This window comes from Rhodanobacter humi, assembly GCF_041107455.1.
GTDB lineage: Bacteria > Pseudomonadota > Gammaproteobacteria > Xanthomonadales > Rhodanobacteraceae > Rhodanobacter_A.
This window is the reverse complement of the sequence record NZ_JBGBPY010000001.1, coordinates 1,310,789-1,333,533: the sequence shown is the minus strand read 5'-3', so window position 1 is coordinate 1,333,533 and position 22,745 is coordinate 1,310,789. Positions and strand designations below refer to the sequence as shown.

Genomic DNA, 22,745 nt, shown 5'->3' with positions numbered 1-22,745 from the left:
CCTGGAGCGCGGGCCGCGCATCCCCGAAAGGAGTCGATGGTTGCAGACGCGGGCCCCTGGTGTCACCCGCCACAGGTCACGCGGGGCCTCTCTTCCTGCTCCGAAGTTAAGCGCCTCGCTGGAATGACGAGCAAGAAAGTCGCTTAACTTCGGGACATTGGGGTCTCTCTCCTCCCCCGAACGGCTTCATCGTCTGGGGCAGATGGTTCAATCGCGGCTCAGCACTCGATCACGTTCACGGCGAGGCCGCCGCGCGAGGTCGAGGCCGGATCGACATGCGTTGAAGCGCATGTTGATCCGGGCGAGGGCGAGCCGTGAACCGGCGAGCGGTGAAATGGCAGAGTCGACCTCGCGCCTAACACTCGATGACGTTCACTGCGAGGCCGCCGCGCGAGGTCTCCTTGTACTTGTCCTTCATGTCGCGGCCGGTGTCGCGCATGGTCTTGATGACCTTGTCCAGGCTGACGCGGTGCTTGCCGTCGCTCTTCAGCGCCATGCGGCTGGCGTTGATCGCCTTCACCGAACCCATCGCGTTGCGTTCGATGCAGGGGATCTGCACCAGGCCGCCGATCGGGTCGCAGGTGAGGCCGAGGTTGTGTTCCATGCCGATCTCGGCGGCGTTTTCCACTTGGTGGATGCTGCCGCCCAGTGCGGCGGTGAGGCCGCCGGCGGCCATCGAGCAGGCCACGCCCACCTCGCCCTGGCAGCCGACCTCGGCGCCGGAGATCGAGGCGTTCTCCTTGTACAGGATGCCGATCGCGGCCGCGGTGAGCAGGTAGTCGATGATGCCGTTCTCGTCAGCCTTGGGGCAGAAGCGCAGGTAGTAGTGGCCGACCGCGGGCACGATGCCGGCGGCGCCGTTGGTGGGCGCGGTGACCACGCGGCCGCCGGCGGCGTTCTCCTCGTTCACCGCCAGCGCGTACAGGTTCACCCAGTCGAGGATGGTCAGCGGATCCTTCAGCGCGGCCTCGGGCGCGTTGCGCAACTCCTCGGCCATCGCCGGCGCGCGGCGCGTTACATGCAGGCCGCCAGGCAGGGTGCCGGGCGAGCGCAGGCCGCGCGCGACGCAGTCGGCCATAGCCTTCCAGATCGTCAGCAGGCCGGCGCGGGTCTCGGCTTCGGGGCGCCACACGGCCTCGTTCGCCATCATCAGCTGGGCGATGGTCAGTCCGTGTTTCTCGCACAGCGCCAGCATCTGGTCGCCGGTGGAGAACGGGTAGGGCTGCTCGGTGGTGTCGGCGACGATGCGGTCCTCCGCCGCCTCGTCGGTGTTCACCACGAAGCCGCCGCCCACCGAGTAGTAGTCGCGCGTGGCCAGCTCGTTGCCGTCGGCGTCGTAGGCGGAGAAGCGCATGCCGTTGGTGTGGAACGGCAGCTTCTGGCGCTTGTTGAACACCAGGTCGGCCTTTTCGTCGAACGCGATCTCGCGCTTGCCGAGCAGGCGCAGCCGCCGCGTGGTGCGGATGCGCTTGAGCGTCTCGGGGATCTGGTCGGGATCGACCGTGTCCGGGTGCGCGCCCTCGAAGCCCAGCAGTACGGCCTTGTCGGTACCGTGACCGCGGCCGGTCATCGCCAGCGAGCCGTACAGCTCGGCGCGCACGCGCGTCACGCGGTCCAGCACGCCTTTCTCCTCCAGCCAGCGCTCGGCGAAGCGCGCCGCCGCGCGCATCGGCCCCACCGTATGGGAGGAGGACGGCCCGATGCCGATCTTGAACAGGTCGAATACGCTGACGGCCATGAGTGTGCTGCGATAGGTGGGTAACCCGTTATTCTACGCGGCGCCCCTGTCTTTGGCAGTCCATTCGCACACGCATGCCCGACCTGATCCTGTACCAGCGTGACTACTGCCACCTGTGCGATCTCGCGCTGGCCGTACTGGCCGAAGCGCGCGCGCCGGAATTCGACAGCGTGTGGGTGGACGATGCGCCGGCGCTGGAGGCGCGCTACGGCACGCGCGTGCCGGTGCTGCGCGATCTGCGCGACGGGCGCGAACTGGACTGGCCGTTCGACGCGGCGGCGGTGCAGGCCTTTTTAATCAGGTAAACGCCTGCGCGCAGCGCACGCATTCGCCTCCTCCCCTGCATGCAGGGGAGGATTGAGGTGGGGTCACCCTATTTCGCCACCAGCACCAGGTGCGCGTGCACCTTCACGTCGGCACCGATCACCGAGGTGTCGGCGTAGTCGCCCCCGCCCACGCCGAAGTCCAGCCGCTTGAGCGAGCCGCTCACGTCAAGCGTGGCGTTCCTGCCCTGCGGCTTGAAATCCACCGTCAGGCTCACCGGCTTGGTCACGCCGCGCAGGGTGAGCTGGCCGTCGGCGACCACCTTGCCACCCACGTTGCGGAAACCGGTGCTGACGAAGTGCGCGCTGGGGTACTGCGCCACGTCGAAGAAATCCTTGCCGGGCAGCGCGCCCTGCTGATCCTTGTCGCTCACCGCGACGCTGGCCGTGGTCACGGTCACGTCGAACTTCGACTGCGCGAGCTGGGCGGGGTCGTAGCTGATCGCGGCGTGCCATTGCTTGAAGCTGCCGTCGAAACTCGCGCCCTGGAAGCTGCCGGTGAAGCCCAGCGTGCTGGCGGGCTGCACCGTGTAGTCGGCGGCCAGCGTGGCGCCGGGCAGGGCGAGCGCCAGCAGCAGGCCGGCGCGAAGGCGGTGGATCTTGGTCATGGGCGTTCTCCCTTGTCGTTGTGCAGTTTGCCGAACGGCAGCATCCGCCTCAGCACGTCGTCGCCGTCGAACACGTGGTGCTTCAGCGCAGCGCCCACGTGCCCCACCAGCACCAGCACGAGGAACCAGAACAGGTACTCGTGCACCGCGTGCGAGAAATGGCGCAGCGCATCGTCCTTCGCACCCAGGCCCGGCAGGTTGAACAGCTTGAAGAACTGCAGAGGCTTGCCGGTCACCGTGTTGAACCACCAGCCGCTCACCGGGATGGCCAGCGCCAGCAGGTACAGCAGCGCGTGGGTGGCGCGCGCGGCCCATTGCTGCCAGCGCGGCGCGGGCAGCTCGCGTGGCCGGCCGTCCGGCCAGCGCCAGGCCAGGCGCAGCAGCATCAGTGCCAGCACGGTGAGGCCGATCGACTTGTGCAGCGCCAGCCAGTTGATCTTCTGCATCGGGTTCGATGCCAGGTCCATGCACAGGCCGAACACGCCGTTGCCGAGGATGGCCAGCGCCACGATCCAGTGGAAGGACTTGGCGATACCGCCCCAGTGGCGGTCGTCGCTGCGCAGCTTCATGGGGTGTCCTTGGCGGCAGGGGTGTCGTTGGAAGCATGGTCGTCGCGGATCGCTTCCAGTTCCATCCACACCGACACCTGATGGCCGATCGAGTTCGGAAAGGCGGTGATGCCGAAGTCGGTGCGGTCGAGGCTGGCGGTGGCCGAGATGCCGGCGACGGCGTGCAGGCCGTACAGCGTGCGCGCCACGCGATTGAGTCGGAACGGAATGGCCAGCGGTCGGCTCACGCCGTGCAGGGTCAGCGTGCCGTGCAGTACGCCGTGGTCCGCGTCGGTGCGTTCCACCGAATGGCTGACGAAATGCGCCTCGCGGTAGTGCGCGCAATCCAGCAGGGCGTGCCCGCAGACCGCCTTGTCCCAGCCGGCGTCGCCCATGTCCACGCCGGCGAGGTCGATGTCGAGTTCCGTGCCCGCATGGCCCAGGTCGTCCGGATCGAGGCGCAACCAGCCGCGGGCGATGTGCAGCCGCCCGAACGGCCGCGAATAGCCGTCGTGGTCGATGCTGAAGACGATCTGGCTGTGCACGGTGTCGTAGCGGTACTCGTGCGTGCCGGCGAACGCGGCCATGGCCGGTACGGCCAGCAACAGCAACAACCAGCGTGTGGGGCGCGCGCGGGACATGCGGCGAAGTCTGGACGATCGCCGATTCCGGCGCCAGCGGCGATGCCGGAACGCAGCGTTCGCGCCGCGGATCGATGCCGCGGCGACAGCCGGGCGCGCTCGCGCGGGTATCGTCGTTTTGGCATGATGCGGCGAGGGGCAGGGGATACACCATGTTTGCATCACTCGTGTTGGGAGCCGTCTTGTCCGCTGCCATGCCGTTGGCCGCCGGCGGCGGCGCGGGGCAGGCAGGCGCCGCGGCGGCGAGCGCCGCACCAGGCACGGGCCTGCTGCCCACGCCGCAGTTCAGGCACTACGACACCGGCGACGGCTTGCCCAGTTCGGCGATCAATGCCGTGGTGCAGGATGAGCGCGGCTTCATGTGGTTCGGCGGTTCCGGCGGCCTGGTGCGCTACGACGGCGTGGAGTTCAAGGCCTACGCGCACACGCCCGGCGACGCGGATACCTTGTCCTCGAATGACATCACCCAACTGGTATGCGCCACGGACGGGCGACTGTGGATCGCCACGGGCGATGCCGGGCTGGATCGGCTCGATCCGGCCACCGGCCATTTCGAGCACTGGCGCCACGATCCGAAGCGTCCGGACAGCCTGTCCGGCGACGCGGTGCTGGCGCTTGCGCGCGATCGCGACGGCAGCCTGTGGGTGGGCACCCGCGAGGGGCTCGACCACTTGTCGGCGGACGGCCGCCAGGTGCAGCACGTGCCCTACCTGCAGGCCGCGGGTGGCGGTTCCGGCAACAGCAGCCGGGACAGGATGGTCGGCGCGCTGAAGGTCGACGACGACGGCGTGCTGTGGATCGGCACCTGGTCGGGATTGCTGCTGAAGCGGCTGCCGGACGGCAGCATCCGGCAGGTCGAGGTCGTGCACGGCCAAGACAAGCCCGACCAGATCTGGCGCATCAACGGCAGCGGCAAGGACCTGCGCATCGGTACGCGGCTGGGCCTGCTGCACGTGGACGCCGACGGCGTGGCGCGGCCGATGTTCAGCGCCGCGCAGATGAAACCGGAATACGTCTTCGACAGCACGCGCGACCACACCGGACGCCTGTGGATGGTGACGCTGCACGGCGTGGTGATGGACGACCCGCGCACCGGCATCCATCGCTTCCACAGCCAGCCGCTGGTGCTGGGCGGCTTGCCGGGCGAGTGGACCTGGCGCGTCGTCGCGGATCGCGAAGGCGGCCTGTGGTTCACCTTCTACGACGGCGGCATCGCCTACCTGGCGCCCGGCTGGGAGGGCTTCTCGCGCTACACGCACGTGCCCGACGATCCCGCCAGCCTGCGCGATACGCTGGCCTCCGTGGTGGCGCCCAGCGCGGACGGCAAGCTGTGGGTGGGCGAGCGCGGCAAGATCGACAAGCTGGATCCGCTTACCGGCGAGGTCCGGCACGTGGTCGATGGCGTGAACACCGAAGTGATCTCGATGGTCGACGACGGCAGCAGCCTGTGGTTCACCGTGCGCGGGGCGCTGCAGCGATTCAAGGACGGCAAGCTCACGACGATCGATCCGGAGCACCGCCAGTTCAGCCGGCCCGAAGTGCTGGTGCTGGGCGACGACGGCGCGTTGTACCTGACGGTGGCGAAGTATGGCGTGGTCCGGATCGATACCCGGACGCTGCAGGTGACGCCGGTGCCGATGCCGGCGGACGCGAAGGACGTCGACCTGCGGGTGTCGGGCCTGGACTGGCACGACGGCGCGCTCTGGTATGCGAGCGGTGCAGGCCTGATGCGCTGGAGCCCCGCCAGCCAGCGCATGGAATTCGTGCCCGGCATCCCCCGGGGCGAAGACGTGCTTGCCTTCACCTCGATCGGGCCGACGTTCTGGCTGGTGCGCGGCGACGGGCTGGAGCATTACCACTGGGAAGGCGACCGGGCCGTGCGCGATCGCCTGGTGGGGACGGCGCAGGGTTGGAAAAATCCGGTGACGCTCGGCATGCATGTGGACCGGCTCGGGCGCCTGTGGATCTTCAGCCAGGTCGGGTTGTGGCGCTACGACCCGCGCGACGGCGGCTTCAAGCACTTCGGTGCGCAGGACGGCCTGGTCAACAACGAATTCCTCAGCGGCCCGGTGCGGCCGGTGCCCGGCGGGCCGCTGTTTGCCCCCACGCAAGGCGGCGTGATCGGCTTCAACCCCATGCAGCTGCATGAGCGGCCGGCGGTGCCGTCGCCGGCGGTGACTGCCCTCGACGTGCGCGGCAGCCGGGGCATGCGGGCCTTGCCGACCAACCAGCGCGACATCGGCCTGGTCTGGAACGACCGCGACTTGCGCATCGGCGTGCGCGCGCTTTCCTTCGTCAATCCGCGGGCGAACCGCTACCGCTTCCGGTTGGACGGGGTGGACGACGACTGGGTCGACACGGGCAACAGCGGCGACCGCGAATTCGTGGGCATGCATGCCGGCGACTACACCTTGCATGTCGAGGCGGCCGGCGCCTACGGCGGGTGGGGCCGCCTGACGCAGCCGCTGCACATCCACGTGCAGGCGCCGCCGTGGCTGCGCTGGTGGGCGTGGCTGCTGTACGCGCTGGCGCTGGCGGCGGTGGTGGGCTGGATCATGTGGGCGTGGCGGCGGCGACTGGCGCAGCGCCACCGGATCGAGCTGATCGAGCAGCGGCGCGCGCTGGCCGAGCAGGCCAGCGCGGCGAAGACGCAGTTCCTCGCCACGCTGAGCCACGAGATCCGCACGCCGATGACCGGCGTGATGGGCATGGCCGAGCTGCTCTTGAACACGCCGCTGGACCCGAAGCAGCAGGACTACACGCGGGCGATGCAACGCTCCGGCAGCATGCTGCTGAAGCTGCTCAACGACGCGCTGGACCTGGTGCGCATCGACGCCGGGCGGCTGGAGCTGGAGCCGGCGCCGTTCGACCCGCGTCAGCTGGTCGAGGACGTGGCGCAGCTGGAGCAGGGCCAGGCCTGGAGCAAGGGCCTGCGCTTCGTGGTGGAGATCGCCGACGACCTGCCGGCGCAGGCGATCGGCGACGCGGTGCGCGTCAAGCAGGTGCTGCTGAACCTCGCGAACAATGCGCTGAAGTTCACCGCGCACGGCAGCGTGACGCTGCGTGCCGCGCGCGGCGGCGACGCTCTCTTGTTCAGCGTCATCGACACCGGCCCGGGCATTCCCGAAGGCAGCCAGGCGCGGCTGTTCCAGCGCTTCGAGCAGGAAGAGAGCCCGCAGCGCCGCGCCGGCAGCGGGCTGGGCCTGGCGATCTGTCGCGAGCTGGTGGAGATGATGGGCGGCAGCATCGAGCTGCAATCGCGGCTGGGGCACGGCAGCAGTTTCCTGGTGCGCCTGCCGTTGATCGAGGTGGGCCACGCCGCGGATGAACAAGCCTCACCATCACCCGCGGATGAACATCCGCTGCGCCTGCTGCTGGTGGAGGACGACCCGATCGTGGCGGCCGTCATCACCGGGTTGTTGCAGCAGCAGGGCCATGCGGCCTGCCACGTGGCGAACGGCTTGCTGGCCTTGGCCGAGCTGGAGCGGAACCGCTACGACGCGGTGCTGCTGGACCTGGACCTGCCGGGGGTGGACGGTTTCCAGGTGGCGCGGCTGATCCGCCAGCGCGAGGCGGGAAAGCACCTGCCGATCGTGGCGGTGACGGCCCGCTCGGGCGAGACGGACGAGGCGCACGCGCGCGAGGCGGGCATGGACGGCTTCCTGCGCAAGCCGCTCAGCGGCGAGCAGCTGGCGGCGATGCTGGCGCGCGTGCTGCGTGCGACGGGCGACGAGGAGGATGCCGAGGCGGTTGCGGCCGGGTAGGGCGCATTCCGCGCCGCTTTCGCGCGCCGGGGTGCGTGAAAGCGGCCCCCGCATTCGCTTCCCCGGCTTCGTTTTGGCATGATCCGCGGACGAAACGGTGCAGGCCGTGCGGGGTCGCCGCGCCTGCCCGGGCGCCGCCATGCAGGGGAACGTGATGGGTTGCAGGCCGATGCTGTCGGCAGGTTTGTCCGGCCTGCTCCTGCTCATCGCGGTGCCCGCGTCCGCGAAGGCGACCGCCCCGCCGGCTCCCGCCGTGGCGGCGGTGCCCATGGTCACGCCGCAGTTCCGCCGCTACGGCGTGCCCGATGGCTTGCCCAGTTCCAATGTCTACGCCGTGGTGCAGGATCACGCCGGGGCGATCTGGTTCGGCACCAAGGGCGGCATCGCGCGCTACGACGGCGTGCATTTCAAGGTGTTCCGCCACGTGGCGAACGATCCGGGTTCGCTGTACGACAACGGCGTCGCCGCGCTGCTGGTGGATGACCACAACCGCCTGTGGGCGGGTGGCCTCAATGGGGGACTGAACCGCTACGACGCGGCCACCGGCAAGTTCGAGCACTGGGGACACGACCCTGACGATCCCGCCAGCCTCGCCAGCGACCGCACCTGGTCGCTCGCGCAGACGCCGGACGGCACGCTGTGGGTGGGCACGGGGCAAGGGCTGGACCGCATGCGGCCGGATGGCCGCGGCTTCGAGCACGTGAGCTACCAGGCGCCCGGCGGCAAGGCCGAGAGCTTCGGCCTGGTCGGCGCGCTCTATGTCGATGCCCGCGGCCAGCTGTGGATCGGCAGCGACCTCGGCGTGTTCCGCCGCGATGCGCAGGGGCAGGTGCACCCGGTGCTGGCCGCCGATCCGCGGCAGTCGATGTCGGCCTGGAGCATCGGCGGGAATGGCGACGAGGTGCGCATCGCTACCATCCGTGGCCTGATGGTGGTGGGGTCGGACGGCCTGGCACGGCATTTCGGCGGCAGCACGATTCCCGCCACCAACGTGATGGCCAGCGTGCGCGACGATGCCGGGCGGCTGTGGGTCGGCACGCAGCGCGGGCTGTTCATGCAGCCGCGTGCGGACGCCCCGGTGATGCCGGTGACCAACCAGCCCGCGTTGAACGGCGACCTGCCCGGCACCTGGGTATGGCAGATGCTGGTCGATCGCGCCGGGGGACTGTGGTTCGCGCTGTTCGACGGCGGCATCGGCTACCTGGCGCCGGGCTGGGACAGCTTCAGCCGCTTCACCCACATTCCGGACGATCCGGCCAGCTTGCGCGACTCGATCGCCACCACCATGGCGCGCGGCAAGGACGGTCGCCATGTCTGGGTGGGCGAGCGTGCCGGCCGGGTGGACCGGCTCGACCCCGTCACCGGGCAGGTGGAGCACAGCTACTCGGATCTCGGCGGCGACGTGGTCGGCATGACCGAGGACGCGCGCGGACGCCTGTGGGTGGTGGTGCAGGGGGCGATCGAGGTGTGCGACGACCCGCGCCGTCCCTGCATGCGCGTCGATCCCGCGGGCAGCAGCGGCATGCGGCGTCCGCTGGAGGTGGAGCCGGGTCCGGACGACAAGATGTATGCGCGCACCTTCGGCGAAGGCATCTTCCGCATCGATCCGGACACGCTGGCGGTGAGTCCGGTGGCGATGGATCAGGCCAACGAGAAGGTGCGCTGGGGCAGCCAGATGACGCTGCACGATGGCGTGTTCTGGTACGCCAGCGACGGCGGCATGATGCGGCTGGACGGCGCGCGCGACCGCTTCGTGATGGCGCCGGGGCCGCCGAAGGGGCAGAGCGTGGATGCGTTCGCGTTCACCCCGCACGGCATCTGGATGGCCAATGCGAACGGCATGACGCACTACCGCATCGAAGGCGACGGCAAGCTGGTGCGCGAGCGCACGGTGGAAGCGGCGCACGGCTGGCCGTCGATCAACGTGGTGGACCTCAAGGTGGATACCGGGGGCCGGGTCTGGGTGTTCGGTCACGACGGCCTGTGGCGCTTCGACCCGGCGAACGGGCGTTTCCGTTCCTTCGGCCTGCAGGACGGGCTTGCCAACGGCGAGTTCTCGCGCGGCTACGCCCTCATGCCCAGCGGTTACCTGTATGCACCGACCCTGGGCGGCGTGGTGGCCTTCGATCCGGACCGGATCGGCGTGCAGAAGACGGTGCCGCCACTGGCGATCACCGGCATCAGCGTTCGCCGGCACGGCACGCAGCAGGCGCTGCCGATCGGCGCCGGGGTGGTGAAGGTGGGCTGGCGCGACCGCCAGCTGGACATCCGGGCGCGCGTGTACTCGTACCTCGATCCCGCGGACAACCACTATCGCTTCTTCCTGCACGGCTTCGATCCCGGCTGGGTGGACGTGGGCAACCAGGGCGAGCGCGACCTCTCCGGCCTGGGCAGCGGCGACTACACGCTGGACGTGATGGCGACGGGCGCGGAGGGTGTGTGGTCGCATCTGGCGCAGCCACTGCGCATCCACGTGCAGGCGCCGCCGTGGCTGCGCTGGTGGGCGTGGCTGCTGTACGCGCTGGCGCTGGCGGCGGTGGTGGGCTGGATCATGTGGGCGTGGCGGCGGCGGCTGGCGCAGCGCCACCGGATCGAGCTGATCGAGCAGCGGCGCGCGCTGGCCGAGCAGGCCAGCGCGGCGAAGACGCAGTTCCTCGCCACGCTGAGCCACGAGATCCGCACGCCGATGACCGGCGTGATGGGCATGGCCGAGCTGCTCTTGAACACGCCGCTGGACCCGAAGCAGCAGGACTACACGCGGGCGATGCAACGCTCCGGCAGCATGCTGCTGAAGCTGCTCAACGACGCGCTGGACCTGGTGCGCATCGACGCCGGGCGGCTGGAGCTGGAGCCGGCGCCGTTCGACCCGCGTCAGCTGGTCGAGGACGTGGCGCAGCTGGAGCAGGGCCAGGCCTGGAGCAAGGGCCTGCGCTTCGTGGTGGAGATCGCCGACGACCTGCCGGCGCAGGCGATCGGCGACGCGGTGCGCGTCAAGCAGGTGCTGCTGAACCTCGCGAACAATGCGCTGAAGTTCACCGCGCACGGCAGCGTGACGCTGCGTGCCGCGCGCGGCGGCGACGCTCTCTTGTTCAGCGTCATCGACACCGGCCCGGGCATTCCCGAAGGCAGCCAGGCGCGGCTGTTCCAGCGCTTCGAGCAGGAAGAGAGCCCGCAGCGCCGCGCCGGCAGCGGGTTGGGCCTGGCGATCTGCCGCGAGCTGGTGGAGATGATGGGCGGCAGCATCGAGCTGCAATCGCGGCTGGGGCACGGCAGCAGTTTTCTGGTGCGCCTGCCGTTGATCGAGGTGGGCCACGCCGCGGATGAACAAGCCTCGCCATCACCCGCTGATGAACATCCGCTGCGCCTGCTGCTGGTGGAGGACGACCCGATCGTGGCGGCCGTCATCACCGGCCTGTTGCAGCAGCAGGGCCATATGGCCTGCCACGTGGCGAACGGCTTGCTGGCCTTGGCCGAGCTGGAGCGGAACCGTTACGACGCGGTGCTGCTGGACCTGGACCTGCCGGGCGTGGACGGTTTCCAGGTGGCGCGGTTGATCCGCCAGCGCGAGGCGGGAAAGCACCTGCCGATCGTGGCGGTGACGGCCCGCTCGGGCGAGACGGACGAGGCGCACGCGCGTGAGGCGGGCATGGACGGCTTCCTGCGCAAGCCGCTCAGTGGCGAGCAACTGGCGGCGATGCTGGCTTGGGTGTTGCGCGGAGCGGGCGGGGGCGAGCTGGCGATGGCCGGCTGAGCCGCTTACATGTCGTTCTTGTGCAGCTCGAAGCCGCGACGCTTGTATTCGCTCCAGCGTTCGCGCGATCCCGTGCGCTCCGCCTCGTCGGCCGGCACCACTTCCAGCACGCGCTGGAACTGGCCGCCGGCGCAGCCCTCGCGCAGGTTGATGACCAGCGGGCGATCCGGCGTGTCCACGCCCGGCGGCACGATCAGCACCGCGGTACCTGCATCGTCGTCGTCGCCGGCGAGCTGGTGCGGGATGAAGGCATCCTCGTCGAACGCCCACAGCAATTCGTCGATCGCCTCGGCCTGCGCGTGGTCGCGGGTGAGGATCAGCGTGGGCTGCTGCGCCGCGAACGCGCGCTTCACCAGCTCGCATACCAGGAGCAGCGGCTGTTCGCGGAAGCGCGGCTTGTCGATCAGGTAGAAGTCGGCGCGGGGCATGGTGTATTCGCTCTTGCTCGTCATTCCGGCCGGAATCCAGTAGTGACGATATTCGGTTGTTGCCTCGCCGCTCAACCGGAAACCGGGATGACTGGATGACCAGCTTCGCTGTTGTGAAGCTCCTCCGGCCTGCGCCGGAATGACGGTGCTCCGGAAGTTTACGCGCCGCGGTCGATCAGCCACTGTGCCAGCAGCGCCACCGGGCGACCGGTGGCGAGGCCCTTGCGGCCCTCGTCCCAGGCCGTGCCGGCGATGTCCAGATGCGCCCAGCGCTGGCCTTCGGCGAAGCGCGACAGGAAGCAGGCGGCGGTGATCGCGCCGGCGCTCTTGCCGCCGATGTTGGCGACGTCGGCGAAGCCGGAGTCGAGCTGCACCTGGTAGTCGTCCCACAGCGGCATGCGCCACGCACGGTCCAGCGCGTGCTCGCCCGCGGCGAGCAGCTCGGCGGCAAGGTCGTCGTGTTTGCTGAACAGGCCGCTGGCGTGCTTGCCCAGCGCGATCACGCAGGCGCCGGTGAGCGTGGCGGCGTCGACCATCGCCTGCGGCTGGAACGTCCGCGCGGTCCAGGTCAGCGCGTCGCACAGGATCAGCCGGCCCTCGGCATCGGTGTTGAGCACCTCGATGGTGAGGCCGGACAGGCTGGTGAGCACGTCGCCAGGGCGGTAGCTGTCGCCGTCGGGCATGTTCTCGGCCGAAGGCACCACGCAGACCAGGTTCTGCCCGACGCCCATCTTCACCGCGGCGACGAAGGCGCCGAGCACGCCGGCCGCGCCGCCCATGTCGAACTTCATCTCCTCCATGCCGGGGCCGGGCTTGAGGCTGATGCCGCCGGTGTCGAAGGTGATGCCCTTGCCGACGAAGGCATAGGGCGCAACGCCCTCGGCGCCGCCGTGGTACTGCAGCGCGATCAGCTTCGGCTTGTTCGCCGAGCCGCGACCCACCGCGAGCAGCGAACCGAAGCCGAGCTTCTCCATCTCCACGTGGTCGAGCACGCGGCAATCGACCTTGTCGTGCGCGTCGGCAAAGGCCTGCGCCTGCGCGGCGATGTAGGCGGGCGTGCAGATGTTCGGCGGCAGGTTGGCCAGTTCGCGCGCGAAGCGCACGCCCTCGGCGATGCCGCGGGCCTGCGTCAGGCCGGCTTCCGCATCGGCGCCCGCGGCGAAGGCGAGCGCGGCCAGTTCCGGCTGCGCGCTCTTCTCGCGCGGCTTGAACGTGGCGGTGTAGCGGTAGGCGGCGTGGTCGGCGGACAGCGCGGCGGTGCGCACGCGCCAGGCGGCGTCGCGGTCCGGCACGTCCGCCTCGGCGAGGTACGACACCGCTTCGTTCACGGGCAGCCTGCCCAGCGCGCGGGCGGCCTCGATCGCCACCTTCTGGTAGCGCGCCGCGTCGAAACCCTTCTGCGTGCCCAGGCCCACCACCAGCACGCGCTTCGCCGCGATGCCGATCGGCGCGTAGAGCAGCGTGCTGCTGCCGGCCTTGCCGCTGATGTCGCCGCTCTCCACCTGGCGCTTGATCGCTCCACCGGTGGCACCGTCCACGCGGGCGGCCGCGCTGGTCAGCACGCCCTGTTCGTACACGCCCACCAGAATGCAGGCAGTGTCGGCGGTTTCGGGGGCAGCGGTGGTCAGGCTGAACTGGAGGGTCATCGGGCGTTCCTGCGTGGGCGCGGCCAGCGGCGAACCGGCTAAACTGGCGGTTCGCCGGCGGGGTCGGCGTTGACGGAAGCCCACAAGTTTATCGCATGCTGAGCATTCTCGACCGCTATTTCCTGCGCGAGCTGGCGCAGACCGTGGCCGCCACCGTGGTGGTGCTGATGGTGATCGTCGCCGGCACCGCGTTCGCCGCCGTGCTGCAGCAGGTGGCCAAGGGCAGCTTTCCGGCCAGCGTGATGTTCCAGGTGTTGAGCCTGCGCACCTTGGGAGGGCTCACCAACATGCTGCCGCTGGCCAGCATGATCGGCGTGCTGATGGCGCTGGGCCGGATGTACCGCGAAAGCGAGATGCACGTGCTGATGTCTTCCGGCATGGGGCCGAACGGGCTGCTGCGGCCGATGGCGATACTCGCCGTGGCGCTGGTGCTGCTCACCGCGGTGGTGTCGCTGTGGCTGGGGCCGTGGGCGGCGCGCACCAGCGATGCGATGGTGACCGCGGCGAACCGTTCGGTGGTCGCTGCTGGCCTCGACGCCGGCCGCTTCACCGAATTGCCGGGCAAGGGCGGCATCATCTTCGTCGACACGCTGAGCCAGGACGGTACCCGGCTGGGCCGCAGCTTCGTGTCCACCCAGCGCACCAGCAAGGATGGCCAGCTGCACGTCAAGCTGGTCACCGCCAGCAATGGCCAGCTGTATCAGGAGAGCAACGGCGCGAACCGCTACATCGCGTTCCGCGACGGCTGGCAGTACGACATCCCGCTGGGTGCGGACAGCTGGCGGCGCATGCAGTACCAGCGCAACGATACCTCGCTCTCCAACGTGACCAGCGACGACGACGAGGATCCCGTCGAGAGCATGTCCACGCTGGATCTCGCGCGCTCCACCAGTCCGGTCGCCCTTGCCGAGCTGGCCTGGCGCACCAACGCGCCGGCGCTGACCCTGGTGATGCTGATGCTGGCGTTGCCGCTGTCGCGGCAGAGCCCGCGCGAACCGCGCTACGGCCGCCTGATGCTGGCGATGCTGAGCTTCTACCTGTACTACCTGCTGCTGGCGCTGGGGCGGGCGCAGATCGGCAAGGGCCACTGGCACCACGAGACGGCGCTGTGGCTGCTGCACGTGCTGATGCTGGCGTTCGCCGCGTGGCTGTGGCGGAAGCAGTACGCGCCGCGCAAGCCGCGCAACGAGAAGGCGCTGACGGCATGACGCTCACGATCAAGCGCGTGGACAAGCTGGTCGCGCTCAGCGTGCTTGGTTCGCTGATCGGCGTATGGCTGGTGCTCACCGGCTTCGACGCGGTCACCCAGTTCCTGCGCCAGCTCGCCAACGTGGGCAAGAACGGTTTCACGCTGATGAATGCGACGGTATACGTGCTGGTGACGACGCCACGCCGCGCCTACGAGATGTTCGGTAACGCGGCGCTGATCGGCGGCCTGCTGGGCCTGGGCGGTCTCGCCGCCACCGGCGAGCTCACCGCGCTGCGCGCCGCCGGCATGTCGCGCCTGCGCATCGCCGCCTCGGCCACCGGAGTGATCGCGGTGCTGATCGTGGGCGTGGTGATCCTGGGCGAAACCGCCGCGCCCTGGGGCGACCAGCTCGCGCAGACCATGCAGTTGCGCATGAAGTCCGGCAACATCGGCGCCACCGGCAGCGGGCTGTGGGCGCGCGACGGCGACCGCATCATCAACGCGCGCGGCAGCGTGGTGCGCCGGGTGGGCGATCACGACGCGGTGCAGCTCACCGACGTGCGCGTGTTCACGCTCACTTCCGACGGCCAGCTCAGCCGCTTCGACTGGGCCAAGACCGCCGACCACGACGGCCACGAGTGGATCCTGCACGACGTGCGCAGCACCACGCTGGACGCCACCGGCACGCACAGCAGCAGCGCGGCCAGCGAGCAGTGGCAATCCAGCCTCAACCCGCAGGTGCTGGCGCAATCGGTGATCCAGCCGCAGTACCTGTCGATGCGCGACCTGCGCCGCAGCATGCGCTATCTCGAGCGCAACGGCGAAAGCCCCGGCGTGTACGCAGTGGCGTTCTGGGGCCGCGCGCTGTACGCGCTCAACGTGCTGGTGCTGGTGCTGTGCGCGATGCCGTTCGCGTTCGGCGCGATGCGCTCGGGCGGCCTCGGCAAGCGCATCTTCATCGGCATGCTGCTGGCGATCGCCTGGTACTTCCTGCAGAAGGCGATGGTGAATTTCGGCACCGTCTACGGCATGCCGCCGCTGCTCGCCAACCTGCTGCCCGCGACCTTGCTGGCGCTGGTGGCGTGGCTGTATTTCCGCAAGCACGCCTGACTGGATTCCGCGGTCAAGCGCTTGGGTGCCTGGCCGCGCGCGGTACATCCCGGTGCCGCGAGCGGGTTGGGTGGAACGTTTCCGTGATTGATTCGGAGTAGCGAACGATGAACGTAGTCGACCTGCGCAGCGACACCGTGACCCGCCCCACGCCGGCGATGCGTGCCGCGATGCTGGACGCCGAAGTGGGCGACGACGTCTACGGCGAGGACCCCACCGTCAACGCGCTGCAGAAGCGCATGGCCGGCGAGCTCGGTTTCGAGGATGCGCTGTTCGTGCCCAGCGGCACGCAGAGCAACCTGCTCGCGCTGATGAGCCACTGCGAGCGCGGCGACGAATACCTCGTCGGCATGGACGCGCACACCTACAAGTTCGAGGGCGGCGGCGCCGCGGTATTGGGCTCGATCCAGCCGCAACCCATCGTGCAGGACGAGGACGGCACGCTGCCGCTCCCGCGCATCGCCGCGGCGATCAAGCCGGTCGATCCGCACTTCGCGCGCACGAAACTGCTCGCGCTGGAAAACACCTGGCACGGCCGCGTGCTGCCGCTGGATTACCTCGAAGCCGCACACGACTTCGCCCGCGAGCACGGGCTGGCTCTGCACCTGGACGGCGCGCGTCTCTACAACGCGGCCGTGGCAAGCGGTGTATCGGCGCGCGCCATCGCGCAGCATTTCGACAGCGTGTCGATCTGCCTGTCCAAGGGCCTGGGCGCCCCGGTGGGTTCGGTGCTGGCGGGTTCCGCGCCGCTGATCGAGAAGGCGCGCCGCTGGCGCAAGGTCGCCGGCGGTGGCTGGCGCCAGGCCGGCATGCTCGCCGCCGCGGGCCTGCACGCACTCGATCACCACGTGGCGCGGTTGGCCGACGACCATCGTCGCGCGGCCTACCTCGCCGGCTGCCTGCGCGAGATTGCCGGCGTGAGCCTGCTCGGCCAGCACACCAACATGGTCTTCGTCGACGTGCCGACCGGGCGCCTGCGCGCACTGGACGCGCACCTCCGCGCGGCGGACATCCGCATCAGCATCGGCTACCTGCCCACGCTGCGGCTGGTGACGCATCTGGATGTGGACGATGCGGGCGTCGAGCGGGTGGCGGAGGCGTTCCGCGCTTTCTTCGCGCGCGGGTGAGGTGGTTTTCCCTGGCTGCTAGTGCGCGCGACGGGGCGGTTTCATTCATTTGGTGGTGGCCGAGTTGATTGCTATCGACGGGTGATCGCGCAACGCGCAAGGTTCAAAGCGGTTTCGAGCCGCTGCCGCGTCCCGAGTCACTTTCTCTCGCGTGCCCGAGAGAAAGTAACCAAAGAGAGGGGCACCCCGATGGCGCGCCCTCCGGGCATCCTGCCCTGCGGGTGCGCGGGCGGGTTCCGGGGTTTTCCGACGGCACCTCCGTGTGCCGGCGGAAAACTGGCTCGCATCCATGCGAGCCATCCTGCGGACTTTCCTCCACCCGCCCGCCGCGCCATAGGGGCCCCGGGTAAAGCAGCGCGCTCCCGGCGCGCACTCGGACGCAGCCGCGAAGCGGCTGCGAGAACAAGAGCAGCCGCGCAGCGAGCCTTGCCTTTGATTCGGCTTTTCGAGGAGTGCGCGCAGGATGCGCGCCGCTCTTCCGGGGCCCTTGGGCGGCGGTGAGGTGGGGACGAGGAGGCCGCGCAGCGGGCGAGCCCATGGATGGGCTCGCCTTTTCGCGCGGGCAGGAGCCCGCTCGAAAAGCCCGGCCCCGCCTCACGGACTTGCCGGGCAGGACGCCCGGCAAGCGCCAACCGGGGTGCTATTTCTCTTTGGTTACTTTCTCTTTGAGCACGCAAAGAGAAAGTAACTCGGGCGCCGACAGGCGCACGAAACCGCTTTGTTTTCCGTGCCAACGCGCCAGAGTTCCCTCAATGCGCCGAGTGGCTCCGCGAGCCACACTCCTCATTTGCTAGCATTCCCCGAATGCATTCCACGCCTGTCGACATCCTCCAAAGCGTTTTCGGCTATTCGAGCTTCCGCGGCCAGCAGCAAGCCATCGTCGAGCATGTGGCCGAGGGCGGCGACGCACTGGTGCTGATGCCGACCGGCGGCGGCAAGTCGCTGTGCTACCAGATCCCCGCGCTGCTGCGGCAAGGCACCGGCATCGTGGTGTCGCCATTGATCGCGTTGATGCAGGACCAGGTGGATGCGCTGCGAGCGGCGGGCGTGGCGGCGGCCTACCTCAACTCCAGCCTCGACGCGGCGTCGCAGCGCGAGGTGGAGCGGCAACTGCTGGCGGGCGAGCTGAACCTGCTTTACGTGGCGCCGGAGCGCCTGCTCACCGGGCGCTTCCTCGGCTTGCTGGAGCAGACCGAGGTGGCGCTGTTCGCGATCGACGAGGCGCACTGCGTGTCGCAGTGGGGGCACGATTTCCGCCCCGAGTATCGCGAGCTCACCGTGCTGCACGGGCGCTTCCCGCAGGTGCCGCGCATCGCGCTCACCGCCACCGCCGATCCGCGCACGCGCGAGGAGATCGTGGAGCGGCTGGCGCTGGGCGAGGCACGCCAGTTCGTTTCCAGTTTCGACCGGCCGAACATCGGCTACCGCGTGATGCTGAAGCACAACCCGCGCACGCAGCTGATGCAGTTCCTCGACGGCCATCGCGGCGAGGCCGGCATCGTGTACGCGCTCAGCCGCAAGAAGGTGGACGACACCGCCGCGTGGCTGGCCGAGGCCGGCATCGAGGCGCTTCCGTACCATGCCGGCCTCGACGCGGCCACACGGGCAAGGAACCAGCAGCGCTTCCTGCGCGAGGACGGCGTGGTGATGGTGGCCACCGTCGCGTTCGGCATGGGCATCGACAAGCCCGACGTGCGCTTCGTGGCGCACCTGGATCTGCCGCGCAGCATGGAAGGCTATTACCAGGAAACCGGCCGCGGCGGCCGCGATGGCCTGCCCGCCGAGGCGTGGATGATCTACGGCCTCGCCGACGTGGTGACGATGAGCCAGATGATCGCGCAGTCCGAATCCGCGGACGAGCGCAAGCGCATCGAGCGGCAGAAGCTGGAATCGCTGCTGGCTTACGCCGAGGCCACGCGCTGCCGGCGCGAGCTGCTGCTGGGCGCGTTCGGCGAGGACTACCACGGCCCCTGCGGCCATTGCGACAACTGCGTGGAGCCGCCGAAGACCTGGGACGCCACCGTACCCGCGCAGAAGGCGCTGTCGGCGGTGTACCGCAGCGGCCAGCGCTTCGGTGCCGGCCACGTCATCGACATCCTGCGCGGCGTGGACAACGAGCGCATGAGCCAGCTCGACCACGACAAGCTCAGCACCTTCGGCATCGGCGCCGACCTGGACGAGAAGGGCTGGCGCTCCGTGTTCCGCCAGCTGCTCGCCGCCGGCCTGCTCGCCACCGACGCAGAAGGCTACGGCACGCTGCGGCTCACCGCGGCCAGCCGTGACGTGCTGCTGGGCAAGCAGGAAGTGCGGCTGCGCGAAGACGCGAAGCCCGTGCGTTCCGCGCGCCGTCGCCGCGACAGCCAGTTGGTCACTGGAGCCAACCTCGGCATCGAGGCCTACGAGCAGCCGCTGTGGGATGCGCTGCGCGCCCTGCGCACGCAACTGGCGCGCCAGCAGGGCGTGCCGCCCTACGTGGTGTTCCACGACGCCACCTTGCTGGCGATGCTGCGCGCGATGCCGGCCAACGAAAGCGAGCTGGCCGGGGTCAGCGGCGTGGGCGAGGCCAAGCTCGCGCGCTACGGACGCGATTTCCTCGCGGTGATCAACGCGGTCGACTGAATCGCTGCGTCGGCGTGCCCGTGCGCGTCATCGGATGCCCTTTAATGGGAGTCGTTGCGCGTCCGCCAGGGGCTTCCGCTGCACGAAGCCTCCCGCATCGCCAGCCTCGTCAGCGGCATCGTGCCGGCCGCCGTCCGGATCACCGCGGCTCAGCCGGCCAGCAGCCAGTCGTCGTCGTTGACGCCGACCTGCGCCAGCCGTGCCGGCGGTTCACCCAGATAACGCCAGTGCTCCAGTGCTGCCGGCAGGCGGGCCCGCGGGCAGCTCGCGTGCAGGTAGGCCAGCGCCGCGGCCACGTCGTCGTGCCGCGCCAATTCGCAATCCCCCAGCAGGCTGCGCCAGCGCCGCCCGTGCCGCACGATGCGGAACAAGCCGAACTTCGAGGGGGCAACGTATTGCGCCGGCATGGCCGCGGCCTCGGGAGACGGGACGGGCAGTCTGGACGGCGCAGATGGCCCGCCGATGATCCGCGGGTGGCAGCGGGGTGACAGCCGGCGATGGCGCAACGGCCGTCGCGATGGCATTGCGTCGCGCGGGTTGGCTGGGGCTGCTTCCTTGTATGCCCTGCGGCGGATTGGAACGTTCCACGAAGGCGCGTCTTCGGGGCATGCACGCCTCTAGCCTCGGGACGGCAGACTTGGCGACCGGGTGGCAAACTGGCATTGCTCTTGCTTGAACATTGTCGATACGGCGAACCCGGACCCGTGCCGGGGCTGGCATGGCCCACAATCCGGTTCTATGCTTGTTCGGGTTGCGCCGCGGGACAGTGGTTCAGCACAAGCACTGCGATGATGGTGGCGTGATCGGGTCTTCGGGGCAGGGGTCAAGGATCGAGCGGGGGGCGCAATGCGCGTTGGATCGTGGTCGGGGGCCGTGTTGCGGCAAGCCTTGGTGGCCGGTGTCTACCTGGCCGCGCTGTTCCTGTTTCGCACGATTTCCATCCAGCACTGGTACATCCTGACCGGTTTTCACCTCGTGGTGCTGATGCTTGTTCAGTACCGCTACTGGCCGGCGCTTTTCGTCGCAGACACGGCCTGCTTGGCCTACATCAGTTACGCCTATCTCGATCAATATGGCCTGTACTGGGCCATGCTTAATGTGATTCCAGCGTTTGTTTATGAGGCTCCCGTAGTGTGGTGGGCTCGGGAGCGCTGGCGGCTGTTCTCGAGCCGGAGAACGATCAACATTCCGATCTTCGTGCTGTGTGCCTTGATCGTTGCCATCGTTTCGACGGCTGAAGCGATTGGCCAAGTGCAGTTTGCGACGCTTCCACCCGGTTATGTCATCCACTACGGTGAGGTGACGGCACGCATGGTGCTGGGCAATTTCATGGGCGTGCTTACGGTGGCGCCAGTTACGCTGGTGGTCTACCAGAGTTTCGCGGCCGCAAATTTCCGGTGGCGGCGCTGGTTGCCGGCACTGCTGGAGAGCCGCTTCCTGATCGAAGGTGCGCTGGGGGTATTTCCGCTCATCGCGTTCCTGGTCTGGCTGGGCGACCACAATCCCCAGATCCGAGCCATGGTGCAGATGGCCATGTTCCTGCCGGTCATCTTCATGGCCTTCCGGCACGGTTGGCAGGGGGCGGCGGTGGCCGGCACCTTGGCCAGCCTGGGAATCGTGACGCTGATGCCGGCAACTGAGGACCCGGCCACCCTGCAGGCCGAGACCTTGGTGGCCATGGCCATTTCCACCATGCTGCTGGTGGGGGGGCGCATGACAGCGCTGATGCAGCGGGTGGAACAGGAGCGTTTCGATTCGCGCATGGCCATGGCCTTGGCGCATCGCAATGCGGCCCAGGGCGAAGCCCAGCTGCGCGTCACGGCGCAGGCGCTGGATCAGCTCGGCCAGTCGATCCAAGGCGCTTTCAAGCTGGTGCTCGGGCGCCTGCGCTACCTGCAGCCGGTGACAGACGACTCCAGCTATCGTCGGCATGTCGAGAGCGCACAGGAGCAGCTTTTCCTGCTGACCGACAGCCTGAGCCCCGCCGTGCTGCGCGAGCATGGCCTGCCCGGGGCCTTGAACCAAGGGGCCTTGGCCCGCGTTCTGCACGAGGCCGGTATCAGGTACTGGTGTGACTTGCGCGGGTCCGTGAGCAACTTTCCGCGCGAGCTGAGCCTGGTCGTTTATCGCGTGGTGTGCGAAGCGATCTCAGAGGCTTGTCTGACACACGAGCCCGCGGATGTGCTGGTGAAGATCCGCTGCGGCACCAAGGGCCGGGCATGGGCGGTCGTGATGATCGACATTCGCTGGAATCCGGCACGATCCCTGCACGTGGACTGGGTGACCTTGCGGCAGCGCCTGCGCATCAGCGCCACAGGCTTGGGACGTGAGGCCATCGCAGATCGGGCCGCCACGTATGGCGGCCGGCTGCGCGAGCGCACCATGCCCGATGGCAAGCGGGTGGTGGTCTCATTCCTGGAGCCGAACCGCCCCCGCACCTGACATGGGGTGGTTCGGCTGCGAGCCTTACTGGATACCCTTCATGCTGCACGTGACCGGATCTGGACAGAGTCCCGGGGCAGCCGCGGCATTGAGGCGCATGGTGCCGTCACTCAGCGGCGTGGCCGTTACCGCCGTGGTGCCGTCGTTGTAGACCGTGGCGGGTGAGGCCGTGGCGGCGGCGGTCGTGGGTGCACTGGCCGGCTGGCTGGGCGTGACGACTTGCTGGGCGAATCGACCGATCGGCAGCGTGATGAACTGGCCCCCTGCGGTGCCGACACTGCCGAGCACGTTGCCGTTGAGATCGTTGACCTGGATGTATTCGACGCCGCCCATGGCAAACACATACACGTGGAAATTCGGGTTGGTACTGACGTCCTGGGCATTCGGCCAGGCTTGGCCGAGACCGGTGGCGGGAGTGGCCGCGAAGGCAGCCCCGGTGGCTATGGCAAACGACGCCGCGAAGATTGCACGAGTCAACATGCGCATGGTGGACCCCTTGATTGATGGAGGGCGATCTGCCCGAGCCGAAGCTACCACTACCGTAACAGGCCAAACGCATCCTGAGTTGGCAGTCCGCATGCGACGAGTGACGTCACCGCCGTGGCCATCGCCGCACAGGAGCGGGCGGTGGGGGGCGAAAAACGAAGCGCGCCACATGGGCGCGCCTGATGCATGACGATGGTGGCCGGGGACGGAATCGAACCGCCGACACGGGGATTTTCAATCCCCTGCTCTACCAACTGAGCTACCCGGCCAAGTGCCTTGCCAGCAGGACGGGCGTTGCGCGCGTCGGTGTGGCGTGGAGCCGTGC

General features: G+C 69.0%; 16 protein-coding genes and 1 tRNA gene. 8 read left to right on the top strand and 9 right to left on the bottom strand.

Features of this window, described 5'->3' with window-relative positions; genetic code table 11:
- Positions 1 to 355: 355 nt before the first annotated feature.
- Entirely contained in the window at positions 356 to 1,738 is a 1,383-nt protein-coding gene (locus AB7878_RS05945) for an L-serine ammonia-lyase (RefSeq protein ID WP_369493474.1), read from the bottom strand.
- Positions 1,739 to 1,812: 74 nt separating this feature from the next.
- Between AB7878_RS05945 and AB7878_RS05940 the strand changes: the two genes are divergently transcribed.
- Positions 1,813 to 2,043, top strand: a complete 231-nt coding sequence (locus AB7878_RS05940) for a glutaredoxin family protein (protein WP_369493473.1) — start codon at positions 1,813 to 1,815, stop codon at positions 2,041 to 2,043.
- 68 nt (positions 2,044 to 2,111) lie between these two features.
- On the opposite strand, the gene AB7878_RS05935 is transcribed toward AB7878_RS05940, so the two are convergent.
- Genes AB7878_RS05935 through AB7878_RS05925 form a run of 3 tightly spaced genes read right to left on the bottom strand, consistent with a single transcriptional unit; the run spans position 2,112 to position 3,858 of the window.
- The gene (locus tag AB7878_RS05935) at positions 2,112 to 2,669 is read right to left on the bottom strand and encodes a YceI family protein (protein WP_369493472.1); all 558 of its coding nucleotides are present in this window, start codon (positions 2,667 to 2,669) and stop codon (positions 2,112 to 2,114) included.
- The gene (locus AB7878_RS05930; protein ID WP_369493471.1) at positions 2,666 to 3,238 is read right to left on the bottom strand and encodes a cytochrome b; all 573 of its coding nucleotides are present in this window, start codon (positions 3,236 to 3,238) and stop codon (positions 2,666 to 2,668) included. Before AB7878_RS05930 ends, AB7878_RS05935 begins: the two co-directional genes overlap by 4 nt.
- Positions 3,235 to 3,858, bottom strand: a complete 624-nt coding sequence (locus AB7878_RS05925; protein WP_369493470.1) for a YceI family protein — start codon at positions 3,856 to 3,858, stop codon at positions 3,235 to 3,237. The genes AB7878_RS05930 and AB7878_RS05925 overlap by 4 nt, the downstream gene beginning before the upstream one ends.
- A gap of 182 nt (positions 3,859 to 4,040) precedes the next feature.
- Here AB7878_RS05925 and AB7878_RS05920 point away from each other — a divergent pair, with 182 nt between their 5' ends.
- Positions 4,041 to 7,622 (top strand): hybrid sensor histidine kinase/response regulator, encoded by a 3,582-nt coding sequence (locus tag AB7878_RS05920; protein WP_369493469.1) that lies wholly within the window; start codon positions 4,041 to 4,043, stop codon positions 7,620 to 7,622.
- Between the two features lie 169 nt (positions 7,623 to 7,791).
- Positions 7,792 to 11,373: a hybrid sensor histidine kinase/response regulator gene (locus AB7878_RS05915; RefSeq protein WP_369493468.1), complete on the top strand. Its 3,582-nt coding sequence runs from the start codon at positions 7,792 to 7,794 to the stop codon at positions 11,371 to 11,373.
- Between the two features lie 5 nt (positions 11,374 to 11,378).
- Here the strand turns inward: AB7878_RS05915 and AB7878_RS05910 are convergent, their stop codons facing one another.
- Positions 11,379 to 11,801: a DNA polymerase III subunit chi gene (locus AB7878_RS05910; protein ID WP_369495725.1), complete on the bottom strand. Its 423-nt coding sequence runs from the start codon at positions 11,799 to 11,801 to the stop codon at positions 11,379 to 11,381.
- Positions 11,802 to 11,959: 158 nt separating this feature from the next.
- Positions 11,960 to 13,447 carry a leucyl aminopeptidase gene (locus AB7878_RS05905; protein ID WP_369493467.1) on the bottom strand — a complete coding sequence of 496 codons (1,488 nt, stop codon included), beginning with the start codon at positions 13,445 to 13,447 and terminating at the stop codon, positions 11,960 to 11,962.
- Positions 13,448 to 13,542: 95 nt separating this feature from the next.
- Here AB7878_RS05905 and lptF point away from each other — a divergent pair, with 95 nt between their 5' ends.
- The 4 genes from lptF to recQ all read left to right on the top strand — a co-directional run bounded on the left by lptF (position 13,543) and on the right by recQ (position 19,492).
- Entirely contained in the window at positions 13,543 to 14,655 is a 1,113-nt protein-coding gene (gene lptF, locus AB7878_RS05900; protein ID WP_369493466.1) for an LPS export ABC transporter permease LptF, read from the top strand.
- Complete coding sequence (gene lptG, locus AB7878_RS05895) at positions 14,652 to 15,746, top strand: LPS export ABC transporter permease LptG (RefSeq protein WP_369493465.1); 1,095 nt, start codon at positions 14,652 to 14,654, stop codon at positions 15,744 to 15,746. Before lptF ends, lptG begins: the two co-directional genes overlap by 4 nt.
- Positions 15,747 to 15,853: 107 nt before the next feature.
- Entirely contained in the window at positions 15,854 to 16,873 is a 1,020-nt protein-coding gene (gene ltaE, locus AB7878_RS05890; RefSeq protein WP_369493464.1) for a low-specificity L-threonine aldolase, read from the top strand.
- An 804-nt stretch (positions 16,874 to 17,677) separates the two neighbouring features.
- On the top strand, positions 17,678 to 19,492 hold the full coding sequence (recQ, locus tag AB7878_RS05885) for a DNA helicase RecQ (RefSeq protein WP_369493463.1): 1,815 nt from the start codon (positions 17,678 to 17,680) through the stop codon (positions 19,490 to 19,492).
- Between the two features lie 149 nt (positions 19,493 to 19,641).
- Here the strand turns inward: recQ and AB7878_RS05880 are convergent, their stop codons facing one another.
- Positions 19,642 to 19,899, bottom strand: coding sequence for a hypothetical protein (locus tag AB7878_RS05880; RefSeq protein WP_369493462.1), 258 nt, complete (start codon positions 19,897 to 19,899; stop codon positions 19,642 to 19,644).
- 484 nt (positions 19,900 to 20,383) lie between these two features.
- Between AB7878_RS05880 and AB7878_RS05875 the strand changes: the two genes are divergently transcribed.
- Positions 20,384 to 21,934: an MASE1 domain-containing protein gene (locus AB7878_RS05875; protein ID WP_369493461.1), complete on the top strand. Its 1,551-nt coding sequence runs from the start codon at positions 20,384 to 20,386 to the stop codon at positions 21,932 to 21,934.
- Between the two features lie 24 nt (positions 21,935 to 21,958).
- Here AB7878_RS05875 and AB7878_RS05870 read toward each other — a convergent pair whose 3' ends face one another.
- Positions 21,959 to 22,420 (bottom strand): hypothetical protein, encoded by a 462-nt coding sequence (locus tag AB7878_RS05870; protein ID WP_369493460.1) that lies wholly within the window; start codon positions 22,418 to 22,420, stop codon positions 21,959 to 21,961.
- Between the two features lie 193 nt (positions 22,421 to 22,613).
- A tRNA-Phe gene (locus tag AB7878_RS05865) sits at positions 22,614 to 22,689 on the bottom strand.
- Positions 22,690 to 22,745: the final 56 nt, after the last annotated feature.